Source organism: Pseudomonas sp. MF09150, assembly GCF_059862355.1.
Genome location: NZ_JCBCUS010000008.1, coordinates 353,384 through 372,888, shown reverse-complemented (window position 1 = coordinate 372,888; position 19,505 = coordinate 353,384). Strand labels below are relative to the sequence as shown.

Annotated in this window: 22 protein-coding genes and 1 pseudogene; 7 read left to right on the top strand and 16 right to left on the bottom strand. The window is 61.7% G+C overall.

Translation table 11 applies throughout. The annotated features are described in order from the left end of the window. Position 1 precedes the first annotated feature (1 nt). The gene (locus AC19YX_RS27760) at positions 2 to 1,171 is read left to right on the top strand and encodes an alpha/beta hydrolase (protein ID WP_078473324.1); all 1,170 of its coding nucleotides are present in this window, start codon (positions 2 to 4) and stop codon (positions 1,169 to 1,171) included. 36 nt (positions 1,172 to 1,207) lie between these two features. On the opposite strand, the gene AC19YX_RS27755 is transcribed toward AC19YX_RS27760, so the two are convergent. From AC19YX_RS27755 to AC19YX_RS27730, 6 genes and pseudogenes are all read right to left on the bottom strand, one after another. Next, positions 1,208 to 1,423, bottom strand: coding sequence for a hypothetical protein (locus AC19YX_RS27755; protein WP_078473323.1), 216 nt, complete (start codon positions 1,421 to 1,423; stop codon positions 1,208 to 1,210). Positions 1,424 to 1,683: 260 nt separating this feature from the next. Then, positions 1,684 to 2,418, bottom strand: coding sequence for an arsenical resistance protein ArsH (gene arsH / locus AC19YX_RS27750; RefSeq protein ID WP_078473322.1), 735 nt, complete (start codon positions 2,416 to 2,418; stop codon positions 1,684 to 1,686). Next, on the bottom strand, positions 2,418 to 2,888 hold the full coding sequence (locus tag AC19YX_RS27745) for an arsenate reductase ArsC (RefSeq protein WP_078473321.1): 471 nt from the start codon (positions 2,886 to 2,888) through the stop codon (positions 2,418 to 2,420). The genes arsH and AC19YX_RS27745 overlap by 1 nt, the downstream gene beginning before the upstream one ends. A 9-nt stretch (positions 2,889 to 2,897) precedes the next feature. Then, positions 2,898 to 3,458 (bottom strand): annotated as a pseudogene (locus AC19YX_RS27740) (ArsB/NhaD family transporter); the annotation flags it as partial. A 4-nt stretch (positions 3,459 to 3,462) separates the two neighbouring features. Next, positions 3,463 to 3,813, bottom strand: a complete 351-nt coding sequence (locus AC19YX_RS27735; protein ID WP_078473320.1) for a metalloregulator ArsR/SmtB family transcription factor — start codon at positions 3,811 to 3,813, stop codon at positions 3,463 to 3,465. Between the two features lie 135 nt (positions 3,814 to 3,948). Further along, complete coding sequence (locus AC19YX_RS27730) at positions 3,949 to 5,484, bottom strand: FAD-dependent oxidoreductase (protein ID WP_500607506.1); 1,536 nt, start codon at positions 5,482 to 5,484, stop codon at positions 3,949 to 3,951. Between the two features lie 134 nt (positions 5,485 to 5,618). On the opposite strand from AC19YX_RS27730, the gene AC19YX_RS27725 reads away from it, so the two are divergent. From AC19YX_RS27725 to AC19YX_RS27715, 3 genes are all read left to right on the top strand, one after another. After that, the gene (locus AC19YX_RS27725) at positions 5,619 to 6,014 is read left to right on the top strand and encodes a MarR family winged helix-turn-helix transcriptional regulator (protein WP_201131712.1); all 396 of its coding nucleotides are present in this window, start codon (positions 5,619 to 5,621) and stop codon (positions 6,012 to 6,014) included. Positions 6,015 to 6,131: 117 nt separating this feature from the next. Continuing rightward, complete coding sequence (locus AC19YX_RS27720) at positions 6,132 to 6,545, top strand: hypothetical protein (protein ID WP_500607505.1); 414 nt, start codon at positions 6,132 to 6,134, stop codon at positions 6,543 to 6,545. A 199-nt stretch (positions 6,546 to 6,744) separates the two neighbouring features. Continuing rightward, a complete protein-coding gene (locus tag AC19YX_RS27715; protein WP_201131710.1) occupies positions 6,745 to 7,371 on the top strand; it encodes a LysE family translocator in 627 nt (208 codons plus the stop codon). A gap of 63 nt (positions 7,372 to 7,434) precedes the next feature. Here AC19YX_RS27715 and AC19YX_RS27710 read toward each other — a convergent pair whose 3' ends face one another. Beyond that, positions 7,435 to 7,800, bottom strand: coding sequence for a hypothetical protein (locus AC19YX_RS27710; RefSeq protein ID WP_500607504.1), 366 nt, complete (start codon positions 7,798 to 7,800; stop codon positions 7,435 to 7,437). Positions 7,801 to 7,898: 98 nt separating this feature from the next. Beyond that, complete coding sequence (locus AC19YX_RS27705) at positions 7,899 to 8,354, bottom strand: SMI1/KNR4 family protein (protein WP_500607503.1); 456 nt, start codon at positions 8,352 to 8,354, stop codon at positions 7,899 to 7,901. Between the two features lie 256 nt (positions 8,355 to 8,610). Here AC19YX_RS27705 and AC19YX_RS27700 point away from each other — a divergent pair, with 256 nt between their 5' ends. Both AC19YX_RS27700 and AC19YX_RS27695 read left to right on the top strand, forming a co-directional pair. Then, the gene (locus AC19YX_RS27700; protein WP_078473314.1) at positions 8,611 to 9,321 is read left to right on the top strand and encodes a phytanoyl-CoA dioxygenase family protein; all 711 of its coding nucleotides are present in this window, start codon (positions 8,611 to 8,613) and stop codon (positions 9,319 to 9,321) included. 56 nt (positions 9,322 to 9,377) lie between these two features. Then, entirely contained in the window at positions 9,378 to 9,548 is a 171-nt protein-coding gene (locus AC19YX_RS27695; RefSeq protein ID WP_078473313.1) for a DUF2986 domain-containing protein, read from the top strand. A 52-nt stretch (positions 9,549 to 9,600) separates the two neighbouring features. Here the strand turns inward: AC19YX_RS27695 and AC19YX_RS27690 are convergent, their stop codons facing one another. Together AC19YX_RS27690 and AC19YX_RS27685 are read right to left on the bottom strand one after the other, a co-directional pair. Continuing rightward, the gene (locus tag AC19YX_RS27690; RefSeq protein ID WP_500607502.1) at positions 9,601 to 10,296 is read right to left on the bottom strand and encodes a tRNA (adenine(22)-N(1))-methyltransferase; all 696 of its coding nucleotides are present in this window, start codon (positions 10,294 to 10,296) and stop codon (positions 9,601 to 9,603) included. Between the two features lie 443 nt (positions 10,297 to 10,739). Further along, positions 10,740 to 11,522 carry a nucleotidyltransferase domain-containing protein gene (locus tag AC19YX_RS27685; protein ID WP_500607501.1) on the bottom strand — a complete coding sequence of 261 codons (783 nt, stop codon included), beginning with the start codon at positions 11,520 to 11,522 and terminating at the stop codon, positions 10,740 to 10,742. A gap of 228 nt (positions 11,523 to 11,750) precedes the next feature. Between AC19YX_RS27685 and AC19YX_RS27680 the strand changes: the two genes are divergently transcribed. Beyond that, positions 11,751 to 13,391: an alpha/beta hydrolase gene (locus AC19YX_RS27680; protein ID WP_500607500.1), complete on the top strand. Its 1,641-nt coding sequence runs from the start codon at positions 11,751 to 11,753 to the stop codon at positions 13,389 to 13,391. A 73-nt stretch (positions 13,392 to 13,464) separates the two neighbouring features. Here AC19YX_RS27680 and AC19YX_RS27675 read toward each other — a convergent pair whose 3' ends face one another. The 6 genes from AC19YX_RS27675 to AC19YX_RS27650 form a co-directional block, all read right to left on the bottom strand. After that, positions 13,465 to 14,793 (bottom strand): MFS transporter, encoded by a 1,329-nt coding sequence (locus AC19YX_RS27675; RefSeq protein ID WP_020296141.1) that lies wholly within the window; start codon positions 14,791 to 14,793, stop codon positions 13,465 to 13,467. Between the two features lie 164 nt (positions 14,794 to 14,957). Next, positions 14,958 to 16,151: an L-2-hydroxyglutarate dehydrogenase gene (gene lhgD / locus AC19YX_RS27670; RefSeq protein WP_421549251.1), complete on the bottom strand. Its 1,194-nt coding sequence runs from the start codon at positions 16,149 to 16,151 to the stop codon at positions 14,958 to 14,960. A gap of 110 nt (positions 16,152 to 16,261) precedes the next feature. After that, positions 16,262 to 16,972 carry a FadR/GntR family transcriptional regulator gene (locus AC19YX_RS27665; protein WP_020296139.1) on the bottom strand — a complete coding sequence of 237 codons (711 nt, stop codon included), beginning with the start codon at positions 16,970 to 16,972 and terminating at the stop codon, positions 16,262 to 16,264. A gap of 86 nt (positions 16,973 to 17,058) precedes the next feature. Continuing rightward, positions 17,059 to 17,949 carry a serine hydrolase domain-containing protein gene (locus AC19YX_RS27660; RefSeq protein WP_500607499.1) on the bottom strand — a complete coding sequence of 297 codons (891 nt, stop codon included), beginning with the start codon at positions 17,947 to 17,949 and terminating at the stop codon, positions 17,059 to 17,061. 108 nt (positions 17,950 to 18,057) lie between these two features. After that, positions 18,058 to 18,699, bottom strand: a complete 642-nt coding sequence (locus AC19YX_RS27655; RefSeq protein ID WP_078473307.1) for a LysE family translocator — start codon at positions 18,697 to 18,699, stop codon at positions 18,058 to 18,060. Positions 18,700 to 18,945: 246 nt separating this feature from the next. Then, positions 18,946 to 19,500, bottom strand: coding sequence for a UPF0149 family protein (locus tag AC19YX_RS27650; RefSeq protein ID WP_500607498.1), 555 nt, complete (start codon positions 19,498 to 19,500; stop codon positions 18,946 to 18,948). Positions 19,501 to 19,505: the final 5 nt, after the last annotated feature.

Below are 19,505 nucleotides of genomic sequence, written 5' to 3'. Positions count from 1 at the left end.
AATGGATGCGATCGTGCGCATGTTGTTGCTGGCCGCGCTGGCTGTTTTGAGTGCCTGCGGCAGCGGGGGCAGAGGCCTGCAGGACGGCGAGGGCACTTATGATCCGTACCGGCAGCCCCCTGTCGATGGGGCGGCCACTGGCACCTTGCCCAAGGACGCGGACCCGGCGCGCAATCAGTTCGTCGACAAGATGACCGGCATCGTCACCGTGTTTTTTGCCAGCAACCGCAATGTGCTGTCCGCCACCGGTTGCGTCGATGCCTTGGGCACCAAGCGCGGCAAGGCCCTGGTCTACGGCTACTGTCATGTGAAGATCCCGTTCGACCACAAGACCGGAGTGGTCGAGACCCCGTCCTGGTTCAAGCTCGAGTGGTCGGAAAATCCGGATAAGCATGTCTCGATCCTCGGCGGCGGCATTGTGCCCAAGGCCGAGTTTGAGCAACTGATCAGTCATCGCCTCAAGGAAAACGGCTCCAGCTTCATCTACGTGCACGGCTACAACGTGGCATTTGAAGACGCCGCGAAACGCACCGCGCAGATGGCCTACGACCTGGACTTCAAAGGTGTGCCGGCCTTCTACAGCTGGCCCTCGGCCGGCAGGACCGAAGAGTACGTGCCCGACGAAGCCGCGGTGGAGGCGGCCAAGACCAAGTTCTACAGCTTCCTGGTCGACTACCTGAAACAGCCCCATGTGAAAAAGGTCTACCTGATCGCCCACAGCATGGGCAATCGCGCCGTGGCCAGCAGCCTGGTGACGCTGAACCTGAAGCACCCCAAGCTGCGGAGCAAGATCAAGGAAGTGATCCTGGCGGCGCCGGATATCGATTCCGATGTGTTTGCCGATGAAATCGTCCCCGGCATCAGCCCTGCCAAATGGCCGGTAACCATGTACGTCTCGGACAAGGACCTGGCCTTGCTGGCCTCCAAGACCTTTCACAAATACCCGCGTGCGGGTTTTGTCTCGGACAACCTGCTGGTGGTGCCGGGCATCGATACGGTCGACGCCAGCCTGATCACGACCGACTTTCTCAGCCACTCGTACTACGGTGATTCGACCACGCTGATTTACGACATCTACAACATCATCAACACCGGCAAGCGCCCAGGGCAGCGGCGCAAGCTGGCGCAGGTTAGTGATGCCAATGGCGTGTACTGGCGCTTTATGCCTTAGCCCGGGTGGGCTGTTGCGCAGGGAGCCGGGGACGGCTCAGACCCTGCGCAACAGCTCCAGCTCGCTCCATTTCGGGGGCAGGTGGTGCTCGCGCAGATAGTCGGCCACATCCAGCAGCGGCTCGCCGAGGGTGGTCACATCCACGGTTTTCCACAGCGAATCGCACTCGGTGCAGGCGATGACTTGGGCGCCGGTGCGTTTGACCTTGAGCAGCACCAGGTCTCCGTATTCACCGCAGGTAGGGCAATGCATTCAGGGCTCCTGAAAGAGGGGGGGCTGGCTAATGCCAGTCAGTTAAGGACGATCGCTGTACTCGTGGCGAGGGAGCTTGCTCCCGCTGGGTCGCGAAGCGGCCCAAAAAATGGGACTGCTACGCAGTCCAGCGGGAGCAAGCTCCCTCGCCACAGGTTATTTTGTGCTCGCTCTATCGCTTAACTGATCGGCATTAGGGCGCTGGCTATCTTACGCGGTGCGCGGGCGCTGAGTGCAGGGCTTGAATCGGCCCGGCAGGTTTAGAGGACGCGTTGGTTGACCCGCGTGGAGAGCGCTTCGGCGCTTTCCTTGCGTTCGGAGTAACGATCCACCAGGTACGCGGCTTTGCCACGCACCAGCCAGGTGAACTTCATCAACTCCTCCATCACGTCCACCACCCGGTCGTAGTAGGGCGATGGCTTCATCCGCCCGCTCTCGTCGAATTCCAGAAAGGCTTTGGGCACCGACGATTGGTTGGGGATGGTGACCATGCGCATCCAGCGCCCGAGCACCCGCAGCTGGTTGACCGTGTTGAAGGACTGCGAGCCACCGCACACCTGCATCACGGCCAGGGTCTTGCCCTGTGAGGGGCGAACGGCTCCCTGCGTCAGGGGAATCCAGTCGATTTGCGCCTTGAACACCGCCGATATCGAGCCGTGGCGTTCCGGAGAGCACCACACCTGGCCTTCGGACCACAGCACCAGGTCGCGCAATTCCCGGACCTTGGGGTGATCCTCGGGGGCGTCATCGGGCAGTGGCAGGCCGGAGGGGTCGAAGATCACGGTCTCTGCGCCCATCCATTGCAGAATGCGCGCCGCTTCCTGGGTCAGCAGCCGACTGAAGGAGCGCTCGCGAGTCGACCCGTACAGCAGAAGAATGCGCGGCTTGTGCTGGGGCTGCTCGGGCGGCACCAACTTTTCAGGGCCGGGCACGTCGAGCAGCGCGAGGTCCAGGCTGGGGCAGTCGTCTGGGGTGTCGTGGGTGAACGCTTTCATTACAGGTCTCCGATGCGGTTCAACGCCAGTTTCAGCTCCGCTGGGCCGAGGGCGTTGAGATCGAGGGCAAAAAACGCCGTCAGGCGCTGGCGAATGTGGATGACGGTGGCGTCAAAAGCGGCCTGGATTTGCTCGGGGCTACCCGTAACCTCGGACGGGTCGGCCAAGCCCCAATGGCTTTTCAGGGCGGGCCCGAAGTACACCGGGCAGGGTTCGCCGGCAGCCTGGTCGCACACGGTGATCACCACCTCGGGCGGGTGTTCGGCGAAGCTGTCGGAACCCTTGCTGAAGAGGGCCGAGGTATCTGCGCCCAGGGCCTGCAAGGTGCTCACTGCGCGCGGGTTGAGGCGCCCGCTCGGCATGCTGCCGGCGCTTGCGGCGCTCAGGCCTTGGGGGGCCATAAGGTTGAACAAGCCTTCGCACAGCACGCTGCGGCAGCTATTGGCGGTACACATGAACAGGACTTTCATCAGCGTTTCCTAGGCGTGGAGGCTCAGGCGCAAGGCCAGTGCGGCCAGGGTCACGAGCAGGACGGGAAGGGTGAGGATGCTGCCGATGGACGTGATCTTAGGCCCCAGGTCAGCGCCGATAATGTTGGCGTAGATCATGGCCTGCCGGATCAGGCCGCCGGCCTCGCTGCCCTGGATGTACAGCGCGCCGATCAGCACGCTGGGCATATTGTTCATGATGGAGGAGAGCAGCGCCGCGGTGACCCCGGCGCCCAGGGTGGCGGCCCACAGGCCGTGGGCGGCGAAGCTGTCCAGAAGCGCCGCGAACGTATGGGTCAGGCCCGCATTGCGCAGCCCGTAGACGACCAGGTACATGGCGAGGGAAACCACCACAATCTGCCAGGGCGCGTGCTTGATCACCCTGCGGATGGAGATGATCCGGCCTTGGCCCGCGATCACCAACAGGATCAGTGCACAAGCCGCCGCGACCGCGCTGATGGGGATGCCCAGGGGCTCAAGGGCAAACAGCCCGAGTAGCAGCGTGAGAGCGAAAATTGAAGCCGCGATCAACATCGGACAGTCCCGGATCGAAGGGTCAGCAACAGGTTGCTGCGCGCACAGGGCGGCCGGGCATGGACGCCAGGCGCTCGCTGTCGCCGTCGGCCCAGGCTCGATGGGCCTCGAGGGTGAGGCTGAGCACGTCGTTGACCCACTGCGGCAACTGCGGGTGCAGGCGGTAGTAAATCCACTGGCCCTGACGGCGGTCTTCCAGCAGCCCGCATGTACGCAGTTGCGCGAGATGGCGGGAGACTTTCGGCTGGCTGTCATCCAGTGCCCAGATGAGTTCACAGACACAAAGCTCACCCTGGGCGCAGAGCATCAGCATGATCCGGCAGCGGGTTTCATCGCCGAGGCACTTGAAGACAGCGGGAGGCAGCAGGTTCATGGGTGTGTCACCTAATATGCGTTTTTACGTATATGCGAATATACATATGTAATAAATCAGGCGCTAGGAGCGATTCAGCGGCCTGCGTTCCTGCCTGCTCGACCTTTAGCAGCACAGGATCGCCTTGCGCGGTCCTCAGTCTGTGGCCTGGGTCTCCTCGCCATTGCCGGCCGTGGCCGCTCCGAGGCCGACCTGCTGCAGGTAGTTTTCCAGGGCCTCGACCGCGTTGTGGTTGATGATTGCACCGATGTAGCCGTCCGGACGTATCAGTAGCCAGTCGCCGAGGGCCGGGGCGTAGGCCTGTTGCCAGTGCCCCTGATCGTCCAGCACGTCGCCGCGCGGACCGACGCTGTGGATACGCAACCCGGGCCGAGGTCGCACGGCGCTGCGCTCCAGGCCATGGCCAAGCAAGGTCCAGTGCGGGCCCTGGAACAGGTTGAACAGCCGCGAGCGGTGCCCGGAGGCGCTGCGTATCGGTGCATCGGGGGCGCGGTCGCCGGCTGCCACGCCCAGGGTGCGACTGGGCTGCTGCAGCGCGAGGGTGGACTGCGGGTAACCGATATCAAGCTGCTGCACGTCGCGGCCGCGCCGTATATCGCCACGCTTCTGGGCCTCCAGCAGGTGGGTCGCCAGGCCGAGCATCGAGGCGGCGATGGGGCGCCGTTCTTCCTCATAAGTATCCAGCAGCGACTGCGGCGCGCCATGGATCACCGCGGCCAGTTTCCAGCCCAGGTTGTAGGCGTCCTGCACGCTGGTATTCAGGCCCTGGCCACCGGTGGGCGGATGAATATGCGCCGCATCTCCCACCAGAAACACCCGGCCCACACGGTACTGATCGGCCAGCCGCGCATGCATGGTGTAGGCCGAGGCCCAGGACACCGCGTGCACGTGAATATCGTCGCGCCCGGTGCGCTGCGCCACCAGTGCCGTCAGGCCGTCGGCGCTGAGGTCGATCTCGCCTTCCAGGGGGATCGGGCCCTGGATCTGCAACTGATCGGTCCCGGCCAGCGGGCAGAGCGAGATCTGCCGCGTCATATCGCCATCGCCGAAACGGTGCCAGTAGTCGCGAGACAGCCCCGACACCTGCACATCGGCCACCACGGCGCGCACGCCAAGGGTCTTGCCCGGAAAGCCGATCCCCAGCTCATGGCGCACCAGGCTGCGCCCGCCATCGGCGCCCACCAGCCAACCCACGCGCAGGGTCTCCTCACCGTTTTTGCCAGCCAGGCGCACGCTGACCCCGTCGGCATCCTGCTCGAAACCCAGCAACTCGCAGCCCCACTGCGGCTGCTGCCCCAGTTCAAGCAGGCGCTCGCGCAGCAGCTGTTCGGTCAGGAATTGCGGCAACATCAGCGGCTGTTGATAGGGTTCGGCAGGGGTAGGGGCCTGGTGCTGGATGACCTCGGCATCGGTATGGCGGCCATCGTCGTGATAGCGGCGCTCAGGCGGATAAGCGCCCGCGATGGCGCAAATCCGCTCGAGGATGCCGATATCCTCGAAGACCTCCAGGGTCCTGGGCTGCAACCCCTTGCCGCGTGACCCATGGAACGGCTGCGGGGCTTTTTCGATCAGGCGCAGGGAAATGCCCCTTCGCGCCAGATCAATCGCCAACGTCAAACCGGCAGCGCCCGCGCCGCAAATCAACACCTGAACAGCGAGTGGTTGTTTCATAATCCGCTCCAAAGCGTGCAAGATGCACATATTTGAGCGAGGGCAAAAGCGTGTCAACAAATAAAGTGCAAAATACACATATTAGTGCTCAGCTCCGCGAGCTTCACGGCGCGTTGGTGGAAATCGTCGGCGTCATGAACCGCCCCCAGCGCGACGAGGCCATGGTCCGCGAAGCCGGGATCTCCCTGGACCGAGCGCTGTTCCCGCTGCTGGTGCTGGTGGAGCGCCTGGGGCCGATTGGCGTGGTCGAACTGGCCGACCGCGTAGGCCGTGACTACACCACCGTCAGCCGCCAGGTCGCCAAGCTCGAAAGCCTGGGCCTGATCGACCGCCAGGCCAGCGCCGCCGACCGCCGCGTGCGCGAGTCCGTCATCACCGCCAAAGGCAAAGCCATGACCGACCGCGTCGATGAGGCGCGGGAGCGGATCGGCCTGGCGATTTTCTCCACCTGGGAGGAGCAGGACGTGGAGAATCTGGTGCGGCTGATGAGCAAGTTCGCGCAGGGGATTAAAGGAGACGGGGTGGAGTAGGGGTTTTAGCGCAGAGAGGTAGCAGGGGCGGGCGGCAGCGGCTGTTGTCCGCCAGAGGCGACCATTGCGGTGATACCGTACGATGCATGCCTACCGGCAGATCATCAGGGTTAATCCATGCAATTCCATGGTTTCGTGTTCGGGCATATCGAGATCGAGATTCACGGCCGTGCGTACGATTTACATAACTTCTACCAAGCCACTGCCATCCATTACGACATCGTGAATCGTTTGGCTGTACTTGGCTTTACTCGACGAACTGAAGCCTGGGTGCCGACGGAAGAAGCGCGGAAAATCACCATCAGCTTCCATGAGGTTGACTACTTTTCAGCGAGTGGGGCAGATGAAAGTCAGGTGGGCGACGACAGTCGAGTTATTCAGTCGATTGGCGTGGTGGAGTCCGGTGCAGAGACAAAAACCTGCTACCTCACCGATACCATTCATCCAGATCATCATCTTGTCCTGCGCTTCGAGTCTGGTCTGACCCTACGAGTACAAGCCGCTGAAGCACGGTGCGAGGTTGCCTTTTGACGGGTGGAAAATCACGCCCCGCAACTTCTGTTTTGGAACGATGGCGCGCAACAGCCTTAAACCTGCATGACCGCTTTTGTCCGCTAACGGCCTTTGACCAATGACCGCATCCGACCCACCTCTGACCTGGACACAGCGTTTGCTTTCGAACTGCACTTCAGGATAACTGTGGTCCCGCCCTGCCTTTAGGTGACTCGTGATGTTTGACCTGGCCTCTATCGTGACGTACGTAGCCGTCGTTATCGGTCTTTTCCTGATCCCCGGCCCCGCCGTGCTGTTGGTGATCACACGCACCTTGCAGGGCGGACGCAAGGTTGGTATTGCCACCGGGCTGGGCGTCGCGACGGGGGATCTGATCCATACGCTGAGCGCTGCGCTGGGGCTGTCGGCGATTCTGATGACGTCTGCGCTCGCGTTCAATGTGGTGAAAACGGCGGGTGCCTGTTACCTGATCTACCTGGGGGCGCGTGCTTTTTTTGCTCGATCGAGCACTACTGGGAGCATGCCATTGGCGGATGTGGCCTCGCGCCAGGCCTTTTTCCAGGCGGTGGGCGCGGAGGTCCTGAACCCGAAAACCGCGATTTTCTTCCTCGCATTCCTGCCGCAGTTCATTCACCCGGAATCGGGTTCGTCCCTGAGTCAATTCGCGGTGCTGGGCTTGATCTTTTCGGGGCTCAGTGCGGTTTATACCAGCCTGCTTTCAATCGCCATTCGCCCCTTGAGCCAGTGCCTCAAGGGCCTTTCAAGGCTGCGTCGCTGGGAAGGCAAAATCATCGGTACGCTGTTTGTCGGGCTCGGGGTGAAAGTGGCTTTTCAGCAGCAATAAGGCGGGTTTGGCCATGAGCGGAAGCGCACCGGGGCGGTCCGTCCGCTCGGGGGAACAACCACCTCAGATCCGAAAGGTTTCCGCGCGCGGGAGTTGGCTGTTGCGGCGGAACTCGTTCTCCCAGTAGGCCACCCGGTCCGCAGTCGTGTTGTGGGTGGCGAGTTGGTCTGCCAAAGCCGATTGGCAAATGACAAGCCCCTGGTCAGTGAGGCGATAGCCTAGATCCACCTCGATCAGCCTGCTTTTCTGGATCCAGTAGCCCAGCGCACGCTTTTTCAGCAAAAACTCCAAGAGGGGTTTTGACATGGCAATCAGTGAGAGCTGATCACTTCGCTGGGCAATTCGAAAGGCGGCGACAGTGTAGGCGCGAACCTCGGCAGGGGCAGAGGGGAATACATCAGGCGCAAATAACTGAAGAGTGGGGGGCATGATCGATCCTTGAAAACGCCAAAGGCTTGGGGGCAGTGCTTTTGACTCTAGCAAGCCTCCCTCAAGCGGCAAGTTCTTCGTCAGCGTGACCTTCGGTTTCAGCGCTCCTCTTGCAGCATGCCCAGCAAGCTGCTGAATGAATCTGCCACCTCAAACAGGCCGTCCGGCAGGCCCAGTTCATGAAAATAGAACACCACCTTGGGGAGCAGCGGGTTCTCGGAATAATCAAGGCACAGGTAGTCACCACCACCGCCCACCACGATCGGCAGGTAGTGCTCGGGAAGCTGATGATGGGTTCGCAATGCCACCAGCGCGTTGATGATGTTTTCCGAGCTCTGTAGCGGATCCAGGGTCAGCAGCATGCCGAAGCCGATGCCCCAGGGCTCGCCGTTGACGTTGATCGACAGGGTTCGGTCCTTGGGTTGCCCGCCGTGAAAGCGCTTGACGCATTCAACGTAGTCGCGGGGCAGGGTGAAGCGCAGGACCTTTTCGATGCCGTCAACCAACTCATCGGTCAAGGGTTCATGGGCTTCTGAAAATACATGCCACTCCATAGCAGGACCTCTGGTCGATCATTGAATGTCGGGGCGCTATTCAAACATTTATCAGCGACTGCCAGTAGCCAGGGCCGTGAGCGGGGCGGCTCTTTTCTGCGTGCCGCCCCGGCGGTTGTTATTACCCCCATCAATCGCGGTGCTTATGTGCACGGGTAAAACCTTTGCTTTATCATCCTGCGCCTATTGCCCGCGGCGCCTGCCGTGCTCCGGGCCGTTGTGCAGGACGGGTTACGGCAAGGGAGTCGAGCACGCGATGACTGACCGCGAGCAATTGCACCGAGAAGGTTATGTGCTGCTTCGCCGAGCGATCCCGGCGCAGTGGCTGGATCAGCTGCGTGCCGTGTTCGACGCGGGCGTAAAGCCCTCGGAACAATGGCCGGTGCCCAGGGGCAGGGACTGGCGCCATTCGCAGCTGGACACCGATGCCTGCGTGCAGGCGCTGTGTCGTCTGCCGTCGATGCTGGCGGTGGCGGGGGAGTTGATTGGAGAGCGGTTTTTCCTGTCCCAGGTGGAGGGGCGAGAGCCGTTGAAAGGGGGCGGGCATCAGCTGCTGCACCGCGACCTGTCGGCGCAACGACCAGGGGACATTGCCAATGCCCTGGTGTATTTCGACGACTATGGGCCCGCCAACGGTGCAACGCGGATTGTCCCCGGCAGCCATCGGCCTGAGCCGGGAGCGCCGCCTTTTGACTTCAATGACGAGTCCCGCTCGGTGCAGCTTGCAGGTTCCGCGGGTGATGTCCTGCTGTTCGACGTCGACCTGGTGCATGCGGGCAGCCTGAACATCAGCGGTGCCCGTCGCCGTACGCTGTTGATCAGCTATTTTTCGCAGTCGCTTTACGCTTCACATCAGCAGACCGCGAGCCTGCGCAGTATCCAGATGGACACGAGTGAGCGCTTTGAGCCTGGGGATTTTCCCTGGCAGGCGCCAGCGGCTGACTGGGTGCCAGTGCCCACGGCTTGAGCGACCAGGCCGGGGCGGCCATTTCATTCAAAAATTGTAAGACCGAGTAGAAGCCTATGAATCGTCGTAAAAAAATCCAGCAGCTGTTAAAAGCTCACGCGAAAAAGGCCAGTGCCAAATTGGCGCCTGCCAGCAAGTCGAAATACATCAGCAAGGCGGACCGCCTGAAGCTGGCGGCTGAAGCCGATCAGGATGCAAACCTGGCCGCCGACAGCGAGTCTGTGTAGATGGAGCAGGGCTTCACCTTGCTGACGCGCTTGCGCGCAACCCCCAGAGATGTCACGCCAGCAGTTCGGTGATCCACTGCGCCTGGCGGGCGACGTCCCGGACCTTTTCCTCGGGCACCGCCTGCTGCGCCCGGGCAAAGTCGGCCAGGGTCTTGTGCTTCTGGCGCAACCTGCGCTGCCACTTGAGCAGGAACGCCGGGCTGCGGGCCTGCATGTGCAGCGGGCCGAAGTACAGTTCCCGGGCGCTGTAGCGCACCGGCTTGTCGCGCTCGGCGACGATGATTTCGTAGTCGAAGCGGTTTTCCTGCAGCACCTCCTCAGCGAGGATGCAGTAGCCATTGTCCATCAGCCATTGGCGCAGTGGCGGCTCGCCGCCGTTGGGTTGCAGGATCAGCCGTTCCTGGCCGTTGAGGTGGGCCTTGCCGCAGTCGAGGATGTCGCGGATGGTCTCGCCGCCCATGCCACAGATGCTGATGGCGGTGATCCCGTCCCGCGCCTCGATCGCCGCCAGGCCGTTGGCCAGGCGCACAGTGATGAGCGATGTCAGATCGTTCTCGCGTACCGTACGTTCGGCAGCATGGAAGGGAGTCAATGCCACCTCGCCGGCCACCGCCGCCGAGATCGCGCCACGGCGCATCAAGGCCACCGGCAGGTAGCCGTGATCCGAGCCGATATCGGCCAGGCGCGCTCCGGCGGGCACATGCGCCGCCACGCGCTCAAGGCGCTTGGACAATGTCTGTTGGTTCAACGGCAACCCCTTTTCAGCACGAGCGTCCGGCAGCGTTGGCCAGATCGGGGCGCGATTGTGGCGGGCAATGCCGGGTATTTCAAATTCAGGCGACCGGGGTCATGGCGTTGTTCCAGGGGCATGCAGGCCCTCAGCACTCCACAATCCAGGTCCGCCAGCAACCCGGCACCGGCCCGCTGCCGTAATAGGTGGCCATCAGCTCGTTGGGGATATTGCCCGATCGCGAGCTGCGCGAGCGAGTCAGGGACGGCAGGGCGCTCCGGTTTTTAAGCGCCAGGCCGCCAAGGGGCAGGGGTTGGAACAGGCTTGAAGCAGTCAGGGTGCCTCGGGGGAGATGAGCAAAGGCGACACATTCACCTATTCGAATGGATGAATATGTGGCCGGCACGCGTCGTGATGGCGACCTCCTTCGCTGGTGCAAGATCCGCCTCAACGTCCCTGGATCACTGTCCGGATGCCTGCCGACACCACTCGCAAAAATCCCGTAGCCGCGCCGTGAATTCCTCGGCCGAGGCCGTGGGCTGCTGGCTATGACGCAGGAAGAATTCGATCTGCGCCTGTTGCGCCGGATAGCGCTGGACGAACTGCGCCACGTGCTCCTCCAGGGTATGGGGCCAGCCAGGGGCCTGATCCGAGCGCAGGATGTTGGTCGCACGGATCAGCTTGCGCGAGGCCTCGCGTTGCAGGCGTTTGACCTCGCTCGGCTGCGCAGGCTGATCGATCTGATCGGCATAGCGGCTGAGCACCGGGTAGAAATCCCCATTGAGTGCCAGGGCGATGGCGCGCGATGGCCTGAACGGGGCGAAGTGTGCTGCCAGGTCAGTGCCCCATAGGCAGCGGCAGTGGTGCTTGAGCCAGTAGCCCCAGCTGTACAGGTGCTGCGGATCCAGCACTTGCTGGCGGCTGCCGATATCGAAGTCGATCTTCACCACCTCCGGGTGCCGCGCGGCCAGAGCCAGGCGCAGGGCTTCAAGGGTGGCGAGGGCTGCTGCATCCGGCGGCTGGTGCAGGACCAGGGTCACGTCCAGGTCCGAAACGCCAGGTTTGGCGCTGCCCCGGGCCACGCTGCCATACAGGTAAATGCCATCGAGCAAGGCGCCGGCCTCGGCCGTCAGGGTGCGGCACAGATCATCCAGCAACGGCTGGAAAGGCGCAGGCAAAGGCTGGCTGGGAGCGGCCGGAATAAAACCGTCCGCATCGACGCCGTCCGGTTGGCGAGAGGGCATGGGGGTGGGCCTGTGGCTCTTGAGTAAGCGGGGGATCTTAACAGCGTAGGCACTACTGCAAGGGCCGGTTTTTTAGGGTGAAAGCAGCCTTGCGTGATAGCAGTTTGGTATCTCCTGGCTATAGTGAAATTGTCGGCGCGGGAGCTGTCTGGTCTGCGCTTGTTTTTGCAATGCTGGCAGGTACGACCTAGCAATATGCAGGGCCATGAACGGCCCAGGGAGCGCGCGATGCGGGTACTCAAGGGATCAAGCACGTTGGCTTTTTGTTTGAGCCTACTCGGCTGTTCGACTCCGGATTCGGTTATGGAACCTTACGAATCAGCTTTGAATCTGGGCAGTTCCAACGCTAAAAAATTCCACTCAATGTTGTATTTCCCATCTGGTACTGCGCTGCACTATCCGGGTTATGTCGTTGCCCTGGAAAAGAGTCCGCAATCGACCGTTGGTGGTCCCAAGGCGTACCCACAAGTCAGCTTTGTAAAAAGTGGAAGTTATACCGATGCCGAAGAAGCCGGTTCATGGCGAACAGCCAATCAGATCGAGCGCTTTCAAAACAGTGATTCAAAGGCAATGTTTGTGTCGCATATCATCAAAAATACAATAGTCGGAGATGACTCAGTTCGGGACGCCCCTTATTACTCAAAAAGCCATTGCTTTGTTTATAACGCCTACGCCGCCAGACCGGTATCGCTGATTAAGCAGAACTATGATTTGGCGAAAATCAGTGATTGGCACGCCTGCAAGATATCGACCAACCTGGATAAGGTCGATGCCAAGTCATATCAGTTATATGACTACGGAAAATATGCACTTGTTTCATTGGAAGAAAATCTGACCAAAGACCTCAAGGCCGGCAGTTATACCCATGTGCTGGTTATTGTCATGGGCTGGAACACCGCTCAGGAGGAGGCAATCCGCAACTTTAATGATTTGACCGGGAGCCTGATGGCTGCATCCCTGGAGTCTGTCAAAGGCCAACAGGAGGAGCCGATCAACAGAACGGCCGCTATACAGCCATTGAGTAATCGCAGTAGCAATTTCCGACCTTTGGTCGTGGGTATTACATGGCCTTCTTATTGGTCCAACTCGTTTGGTAACGTTTTGAGTTACTCGAACAAGGCCAATGATGCTGATGAAATAGGCCTGTCCTGGCTTAACAAGATTGTCAATGAAACCATTCCCCGCAGTTTGAAGGCTTCCGGTAGCCAGGCGCGGGTGGTTGCACTTGGGCATAGTTTTGGTGCCCGGGCGATGACCCGTGCGGTGTTTAGTGCACCGGTCTTGACCCCTCTTGAAAGTCAGTTTCCAGACCAGACCATGGTGACCAGTTCGGTTGACTTGGCCGTGGGACTTCAAGGGGCTTTCAGCATCAATCGCTTTGCGCCCGGGGTGGGCAGTGAAGGGGCGCCTTACCGCGACTATGCCAAGTTGAAAAATACCCAGTTGGTGCTGACAGCATCGTCCAATGATGAGGCGGCGGGTTCGCCGTTTATTCTCTGGACCGCACCCGCAGGTGCCATGAGTTCATACCGTAAGGCATGTGATAGTGCCAATCCGGATTACAAGGGGATCTTCGACTGTATGAAAGCTTCCGACACTTCCGCGGTTCCTTGCGGCAAGTTCGCCATTTGCAAAAACGGGCAGGAGGAGTGTACCGACCCGTTTGCTACCCAGCCGGCAGTGAAAAAAGTTGCTTACATCAATGCCTCAGACGGGATAACGGAGTTCAATTCTCCAGGCTCGGGCGGTGGTGCCCACAGTGATATCTATCGCCTGCCCATGGGGCGCCTGCTGTGGAAATTAATCGAGCAATATGCGCCAACGAAGGGATGGGGACCCAGAGGTTCAGGGCCAATAGCTGACCGCTAGCTGTTGCAGAAGGCAGGTTCAGCAGAGACTGATGGGGGCGCATCACAACCCTCATCAGTCTCTGAGCCAGGCCTCAGTTCTTGAACGTCGAGTGCTTGCGCCCCTGGTCGAGCAGGGCGAACACCACCACCAGCAGCGAGGCGATGCCGAGGATGATCACCACGCCGTCGGTGGAGTGGGTGGCCGAGGCCGAGACCAGGGACAGGGCGCCAAGCGGGGCCAGGCCGCCGGCGATGGCGGTGCCGATTTCACGGCCGGTGCCGAAGCCCGAGGAGCGGGTCTGGGTCGGGAACTGGCGGCTGAGGAACGAACCCTGGGGGGCGAACATCATCGGCGCGAGGATCCCGGTGCCGACGCCGATGGCGATGTAGATCATCAGGCTTTCACCGGTGTTGAGCAGGGCCAGGAACGGGTAGGCGAACAGCAGCGAGAACACCCCGCCGAGCATCAGCACGGTTTTACTGCTCCAGCGGTCGCACAGCCAGCCGAAGAACGGCACGGCGACGATGGCCACCAGGCTGGCGATGGTCACCGACAACGAGGTGACGTGTACGTCCACGCCCTTGAACTGAGTGAGGTAGGCCAGGGAAAAGGTCTTGAAGATGTAGCTCAGGGCGTTGTAGCCAACCGCGACGAAGAACACCACCGCCAGGCCTTTGAGGTCGTTTTTGAACAGGGCCTTCAGCGGCGACGCCTTGGCTTTTGCCGGCTCCTGGCTCAGTTGGTTGAATTCCGGGGTTTCCGGGATGCTGTTGCGCACCCACAGGCCGACGCCGACCAGGGCGATGCTGCAGATAAACGGGATGCGCCAGCCGCCTTGCAGCAGGAACTCGTTGCCGTTGATGGTCAGCAAGTACACGGTCAGCGACGACAGCAGCAGGCCCAGATTCAGGCCCAGCGCCGGCCAGGCTCCCTGGCTGCCGCGCTTGCCTTCGCTGGCGTGTTCGTAGGAAGTCACGGCCGCGCCGGACAATTCGGCACCGGCACCCAGGCCCTGGATGATCCGCACCGCTACCAGCACGATGGGGGCCCAGATGCCGATCGAGGCGTAGCTGGGGATCAGGCCGATCAGCGTGGTGCACACGCCCATCATGCAGAAGGTCACCACCAGCACTTGCTTGCGGCCGAACTTGTCGCCCAGGTAACCGAACAGGATGCCGCCGAACGGGCGCGCGATAAAACCGATGGCAAAGGTCGAGAAAGCCATCAGGGTCGCGGTTTTCGGGTCGCTGTTATCGAAGAAGATTTTCGAAAACACGATCGCGGCCATGGTCGCGTACAGGTAAAAGTCGTACCACTCCAGCATCGAACCGAAGATGGTGGCAGCGGCGACTTTGCGCAGGCGCTTTTTGGTTTGTTGCGGGGTTTCCGCTGCAGGGCTTGGGGGGGTAACTGCGGTCATTCCGGACTTCCTCATGAATCATTATATTTATTTTCAAATGGACACTTATTGCGCTCCGCAGGCCCTGTTCGGGCCCGCAGGCTGGGTACGTGCACCTGGCCGAAGCCGTGGTGCGAGCACGACGCGGCCGCCCGGGTGGTGACTCGGGCAGTGCCGTGGGCGGATCAGGGGTGCTGGAACATGCGGTCGGCAATCATCTCGCCGATGGGAATGGCCGAAGTCGCGGCCGGTGAGGGCGCATTGCACACATGGAGCATGCGCGAGGTCTGGGCGAACAGGAAATCATGCACCAGGCTGCCGTCACGCATCACCGCCTGGGCCCGGATACCGGCTTCGTAGGGCAGCAGGTCGTCGATGTTCAGCGACGGGCAATACTTGCGGCATTGCTCCAGGTAGCCGGACTTGAACAGCGAGTTCTTCATCTCGACGCTGCCGGAACCGAGGTTTTGCCAGATGGTTTTCCAGAACCCGGGGAAGCTCGCGTACTGCGCCACATCGCGCCAGTTGATCGAGAACTTCTTGTAGTTCTCGCGGCCCAGGCCCAGTACCGCGTTGGGCCCGACCGTGACGCTGCCGTCGATCATCCGTGTCAGGTGCACCCCGAGGAACGGCAGCTCCGGGTCGGGAATGGGGTAGATCAGGTGGTTGACGATGTTGTTTTTCGACGCCGGCAGGCGGAAGTATTCGCCGCGAAACGGGATGATCTGGTGCTCGATCCTGATCCCGGACATTGTCGCCAGGCGGTCGGATTGCAAACCGGCGCAGACCACCAGTTTCTTCGCCTGCCAGGTGCCGTCATGGGTGCTGACACTGACGTGGTCGGGGCTTTCCTGGATGGCGGTCACGGTGCGGTCGAGACAGATTTCCCCGCCGCCGGCACGGATCACCCGGGCCATGGTCTGGCAGACTTCGCGGTAGTCGACGATGCCGGTGGCGTCGAGAAACAACCCGCCCAGGCCGACGATATTCGGCTCGCGCTGGCGCAGTTCATCGGCATCGAGGCGTTCGACCTTCATGCCATTGAGTTGGGAGCGGGCGTACAGCGCCTGCATGCGCTCCACCTCCAGTGGCGTGGAGGCCACCAGCAGCTTGCCGCAGACCTCGAACTTGATCCCGTGCTCGGTGCAGAACTGCTTGGTGGCCTCGGCGCCGCGCTTGCACAGGTCGGCCTTGAGGCTGCCCGGTGCGTAGTAGATGCCGGCATGGATCACGCCGCTGTTGTGCCCGGTCTGGTGTTTGGCCAGGGTGCCTTCTTTTTCCAGGATCACCAGGGAGGCGCCGGGCTGGCGCTTGAGCAGTTCCATCGCGGTGGCCAGGCCGACGATGCCGCCGCCGATGATGCAAAAATCATAAATCATTGTGGGGGTTACCTTGGATCAGCAGGTCTAGTTATCAGGTTGTCAGACTAATGCATCTGGCAAAAGTCGGCGTGCCGCAGCACGCGCTCAATATTCAGGGGTTCATGGGCTCAGTCGGTGGCTGGCAACTCAAGTTGCAGGCGCTTGGCGGAGGCGCGCAAGTGCGCATCGGCGCAGGCGGCTGCGGCTTGTCGGTCGCCAGCGGCGATGGCCTGGTACATGGCCTGGTGTTCCTGGGTCGCATCGGCCGAACCGCCGACAAAGCGCGACGCCGAGTTTTCCCAGGCGGTTTTGCGTGCGGTGGCCAACTGGCTTCTGAGGAAGTCATGAAAGGCCACGAAGTATTCGTTTTTACTGGCTTCGGCAATGGCGCGGTGGAAGGCCACGTCGGCCAGGGCGGCGGCTTCGAAATCGCTGCGTTTGTCGTGCATTTCCTGCAAGGCCTGCTGCATGCGTTGCAGGTCCTGCTCGTCACGGCGCTGGGCGGCAATCGAGGCGGCCTGGGTTTCGATCCACAGGCGCATCTCGAACATCTGCGTCAGCTGTGGCCGGCGAGTGTTCTGGGTCGGGAAGCGAAACACCGTCCCGGCTGGGGTCTGGGAAATGAACGAACCGAGGCCGCGACGGGCGATCAATACCCCGTCGGCCTTGAGCTGGGCAATGGCCTCGCGAATCACCGAACGGCTGACGCTCAGCTGTTCGGCCAATTGCTGTTCGGTGGGCAGGCGCGACTCGGGAGCGAGGTTCCCGGATTCGATCTCGGCGCGGATAACGCTGACAACACGCATCACGAGAGAGTCGGGGCGCTGGAGCTCAAGCATAAGACAACCTTGGTAGTCAGGTTGTCAGACAATAGACGTTTGGAATTTCTGTTGTCAAGCAGATGAGTGTTGGCGCGTTTGCCGAATCAACCTGAAATCAGCCCCAGCTCAGCCTGCAAACGGGCGACCACTTCGGCCTCCACTGCGCCCTGATCGCCCCCGGCCTGCCATACCGCGCAACTGGCGCTGTGGCTGCCATGCACCGCGTGATACACCGCCAGCACGCTGCCGGGACCGGAGCCGGTGTGGCCGCTCAAGCTCAAGCCGCCGGCCACCGCGCCGCACATCAGACCCAGGCCGTAGCCCGGCGCGGTCCAGGGGCGCCCGGCAATCGGCCCGCCGAGCAGGCGTGGCGTCTGCATCGCTTGCAACAGCGCCGGGGGCAGCAGATCCCCGCTCAGCAGGCGTTCCAGCAGCAGCGCCGCCTGCGCCAAGGGACCGACCAGCAGCCCGTGATACACCCAGCCTGGGTCGTAGTCCGGGCAGTCGCCCATCGCTACTGTTGCCAGGTCGGCGCGAGTACGGGCCAGGCGCACATCCGACACCTTCAGGGGCGCCAGTACCCGCTGGCTCAGGGCCTGGTGCAACGCCAGGCCGCTGACCCGTTCGATCACCCGGGTGAGCCACAGGTAACCGACGTTGGAGTACCGCCAGCCACTGCCCGGTGGATAGCGCAGGCGCCCGGCATCCAGGCGTTGCAGCATCTCCTCGGCCGACCACGGCGTGTCATGCCGGGCCACGGCGGCGTGGTAATCCGCCAGCTCGCTGTAATCGGCCAACCCGGCTTCGTGGCGGAGCAATTGGCGCAGGCTGAACGGTCCTTCGGCCAGCGGTTCGTCGAGGGTCAGCAACCCGTCACGCACCAGGGACAGGGCGGTCGCCGCGAGCACGGTCTTGGTAAAACTCCACCAGGGAATGACGGCGTCGGGTTGCGTGGGAGGGATAAGGTGGCCGTTGGCGACGAGGGAGAAAGTCATGGGCGGGGTCTACACACGGTCGGTCTGGGAGGGGGCAATGTTCGCTCAGCTGTGGCGAAGGAGCTTGGTCCCTCGCCACGAGCGCACGGCAGGCCGCCCTTGAACGGATTACGCCGTTTGCCGGCGCATGGTCAGGATGGCGCTGCCGAAGAAGATGAACGTGGAGCCCACCACGCGGTTGACCCACTTGGAAAACGCCGGCCGGGTCAGTACGCCCTTGGCCCGCGAGGCCAGCAGCGCGTAGATGCTGAGGGAGATCAGCGACAAGGCCATGAAGATCAGGGTCAGGATGAAAAACTGCGGCACCAGCGCTGCGTTTTGATCGATGAATTGCGGGAACAGCGCGGTGAAGAAAATCGTCGCCTTGGGGTTGGTGGCGGCGGTCAGGAACGCCGACTTGAACAGCTTCGAGCGCGGCGGCATCTGGCCCTCGGGGCTCCCGTCGCTGCTGGCCGAAAGCACCGGTTCCTTCTTCAACAGGTGCTTGGCGCCCAGGTAAAACAGGTAGCCGGCGCCGGCGATTTTCACCGCGTTGAAGATGATTTCGGAGCTGGCGATCAATGCCCCAAGGCCCAGCATCGCCGCCGCGGACATGCAAAACAGGCCGCTGACATTGCCCAGCGACGACCACAGGGTCGATTTCGCGCCGTAGGCCACGCTGTTGTGCAAGGCCACCAGGGTGGCCGGGCCAGGGCTGGCGATGGAGATTGCCGCGACCAGGGTGTAGGTCAAAACCGAGTGAACATCCATTTCATGACTCGCTGTAAGAGGACGTCGAATTCTATAGGGAAAGTGCAGGGCAAATCACCGCACAGGTGAGCTGATTTTACCCGGCACTCATCACTGGACGCGCCTTAGCGCCTGTTCACGGTCTGCTGCGCTTAGCTCATGCCGCGTCAAAAGTAGCTTCGAAATGCTCATTTAGGGCCCTAAACTCTGCTTTCTCAGCCACGTTTGCCTTGCCTGAGCGTCGCTCGCTAGATCGTGGACAGGCTTTTAGCGCCGATCCAGCCAGTAGTTGTGCAGGCTGCGCGCCGCCGGTTCGATGGCTGCCACGCGCTGATTGTGCAGGGCCACGTTGAGGTCGGCCGGCAGTTCGAAGTTGTCCTGTTCGGCGCACTCGATGATCGATTGCAGCAGGGCGGCCTGGGGCGCCGGCATTTGCGGCCAGTTGCCCACGGCGACGCCGCGCAGGTAACCGAAGCACCATTCTTCGGCCAGGGTCAGGGGCTGGCCCTGGTGTTCGGTGGTTTCAAAACGTGCCTTGAAGGCCGAGGCGTCCAGTGCCAGCTGGCTGGCCAGGGTGTTCATGTGGCTCACGCAGAGTTCGATGAACTGCTTGCCTTGTTCCGGGCTGTCCCAGTCCGGGTTCTGCCCACCCCAGATGGCCGGGAACCACTCGGCGATGTCGACCCGAGCAGGGCTGGAAACCAGGGCGGTGAAGTAGCCGTCGAGTTCCGAAGGGTTGAGCACCGAGTGATCGTCACCGTATTGCAGCAGGGTGTTCTCGATCACGTCGAAGTCAGCGGCGTTCAAGGGTTGGTCTGGCATGGCAA

Excerpts from the sequence above, each read along its gene's own strand:
- AC19YX_RS27760 (WP_078473324.1), top strand. The coding sequence starts at position 2 with ATGGATGCGATCGTGCGCATGTTGTTGCTGGCCGCGCTGGCTGTTTTG.
- AC19YX_RS27755 (WP_078473323.1), bottom strand. The coding sequence starts at position 1,423 with ATGCATTGCCCTACCTGCGGTGAATACGGAGACCTGGTGCTGCTCAAG.
- arsH (WP_078473322.1), bottom strand. The coding sequence starts at position 2,418 with ATGAAAGCGTTCACCCACGACACCCCAGACGACTGCCCCAGCCTGGAC.
- AC19YX_RS27745 (WP_078473321.1), bottom strand. The coding sequence starts at position 2,888 with ATGAAAGTCCTGTTCATGTGTACCGCCAATAGCTGCCGCAGCGTGCTG.
- AC19YX_RS27735 (WP_078473320.1), bottom strand. The coding sequence starts at position 3,813 with ATGAACCTGCTGCCTCCCGCTGTCTTCAAGTGCCTCGGCGATGAAACC.
- AC19YX_RS27730 (WP_500607506.1), bottom strand. The coding sequence starts at position 5,484 with ATGAAACAACCACTCGCTGTTCAGGTGTTGATTTGCGGCGCGGGCGCT.
- AC19YX_RS27725 (WP_201131712.1), top strand. The coding sequence starts at position 5,619 with ATGAACCGCCCCCAGCGCGACGAGGCCATGGTCCGCGAAGCCGGGATC.
- AC19YX_RS27720 (WP_500607505.1), top strand. The coding sequence starts at position 6,132 with ATGCAATTCCATGGTTTCGTGTTCGGGCATATCGAGATCGAGATTCAC.
- AC19YX_RS27715 (WP_201131710.1), top strand. The coding sequence starts at position 6,745 with ATGTTTGACCTGGCCTCTATCGTGACGTACGTAGCCGTCGTTATCGGT.
- AC19YX_RS27710 (WP_500607504.1), bottom strand. The coding sequence starts at position 7,800 with ATGCCCCCCACTCTTCAGTTATTTGCGCCTGATGTATTCCCCTCTGCC.
- AC19YX_RS27705 (WP_500607503.1), bottom strand. The coding sequence starts at position 8,354 with ATGGAGTGGCATGTATTTTCAGAAGCCCATGAACCCTTGACCGATGAG.
- AC19YX_RS27700 (WP_078473314.1), top strand. The coding sequence starts at position 8,611 with ATGACTGACCGCGAGCAATTGCACCGAGAAGGTTATGTGCTGCTTCGC.
- AC19YX_RS27695 (WP_078473313.1), top strand. The coding sequence starts at position 9,378 with ATGAATCGTCGTAAAAAAATCCAGCAGCTGTTAAAAGCTCACGCGAAA.
- AC19YX_RS27685 (WP_500607501.1), bottom strand. The coding sequence starts at position 11,522 with ATGCCCTCTCGCCAACCGGACGGCGTCGATGCGGACGGTTTTATTCCG.
- AC19YX_RS27680 (WP_500607500.1), top strand. The coding sequence starts at position 11,751 with ATGCGGGTACTCAAGGGATCAAGCACGTTGGCTTTTTGTTTGAGCCTA.
- AC19YX_RS27675 (WP_020296141.1), bottom strand. The coding sequence starts at position 14,793 with ATGACCGCAGTTACCCCCCCAAGCCCTGCAGCGGAAACCCCGCAACAA.
- lhgD (WP_421549251.1), bottom strand. The coding sequence starts at position 16,151 with ATGATTTATGATTTTTGCATCATCGGCGGCGGCATCGTCGGCCTGGCC.
- AC19YX_RS27665 (WP_020296139.1), bottom strand. The coding sequence starts at position 16,972 with ATGCTTGAGCTCCAGCGCCCCGACTCTCTCGTGATGCGTGTTGTCAGC.
- AC19YX_RS27660 (WP_500607499.1), bottom strand. The coding sequence starts at position 17,949 with ATGACTTTCTCCCTCGTCGCCAACGGCCACCTTATCCCTCCCACGCAA.
- AC19YX_RS27655 (WP_078473307.1), bottom strand. The coding sequence starts at position 18,699 with ATGGATGTTCACTCGGTTTTGACCTACACCCTGGTCGCGGCAATCTCC.
- AC19YX_RS27650 (WP_500607498.1), bottom strand. The coding sequence starts at position 19,500 with ATGCCAGACCAACCCTTGAACGCCGCTGACTTCGACGTGATCGAGAAC.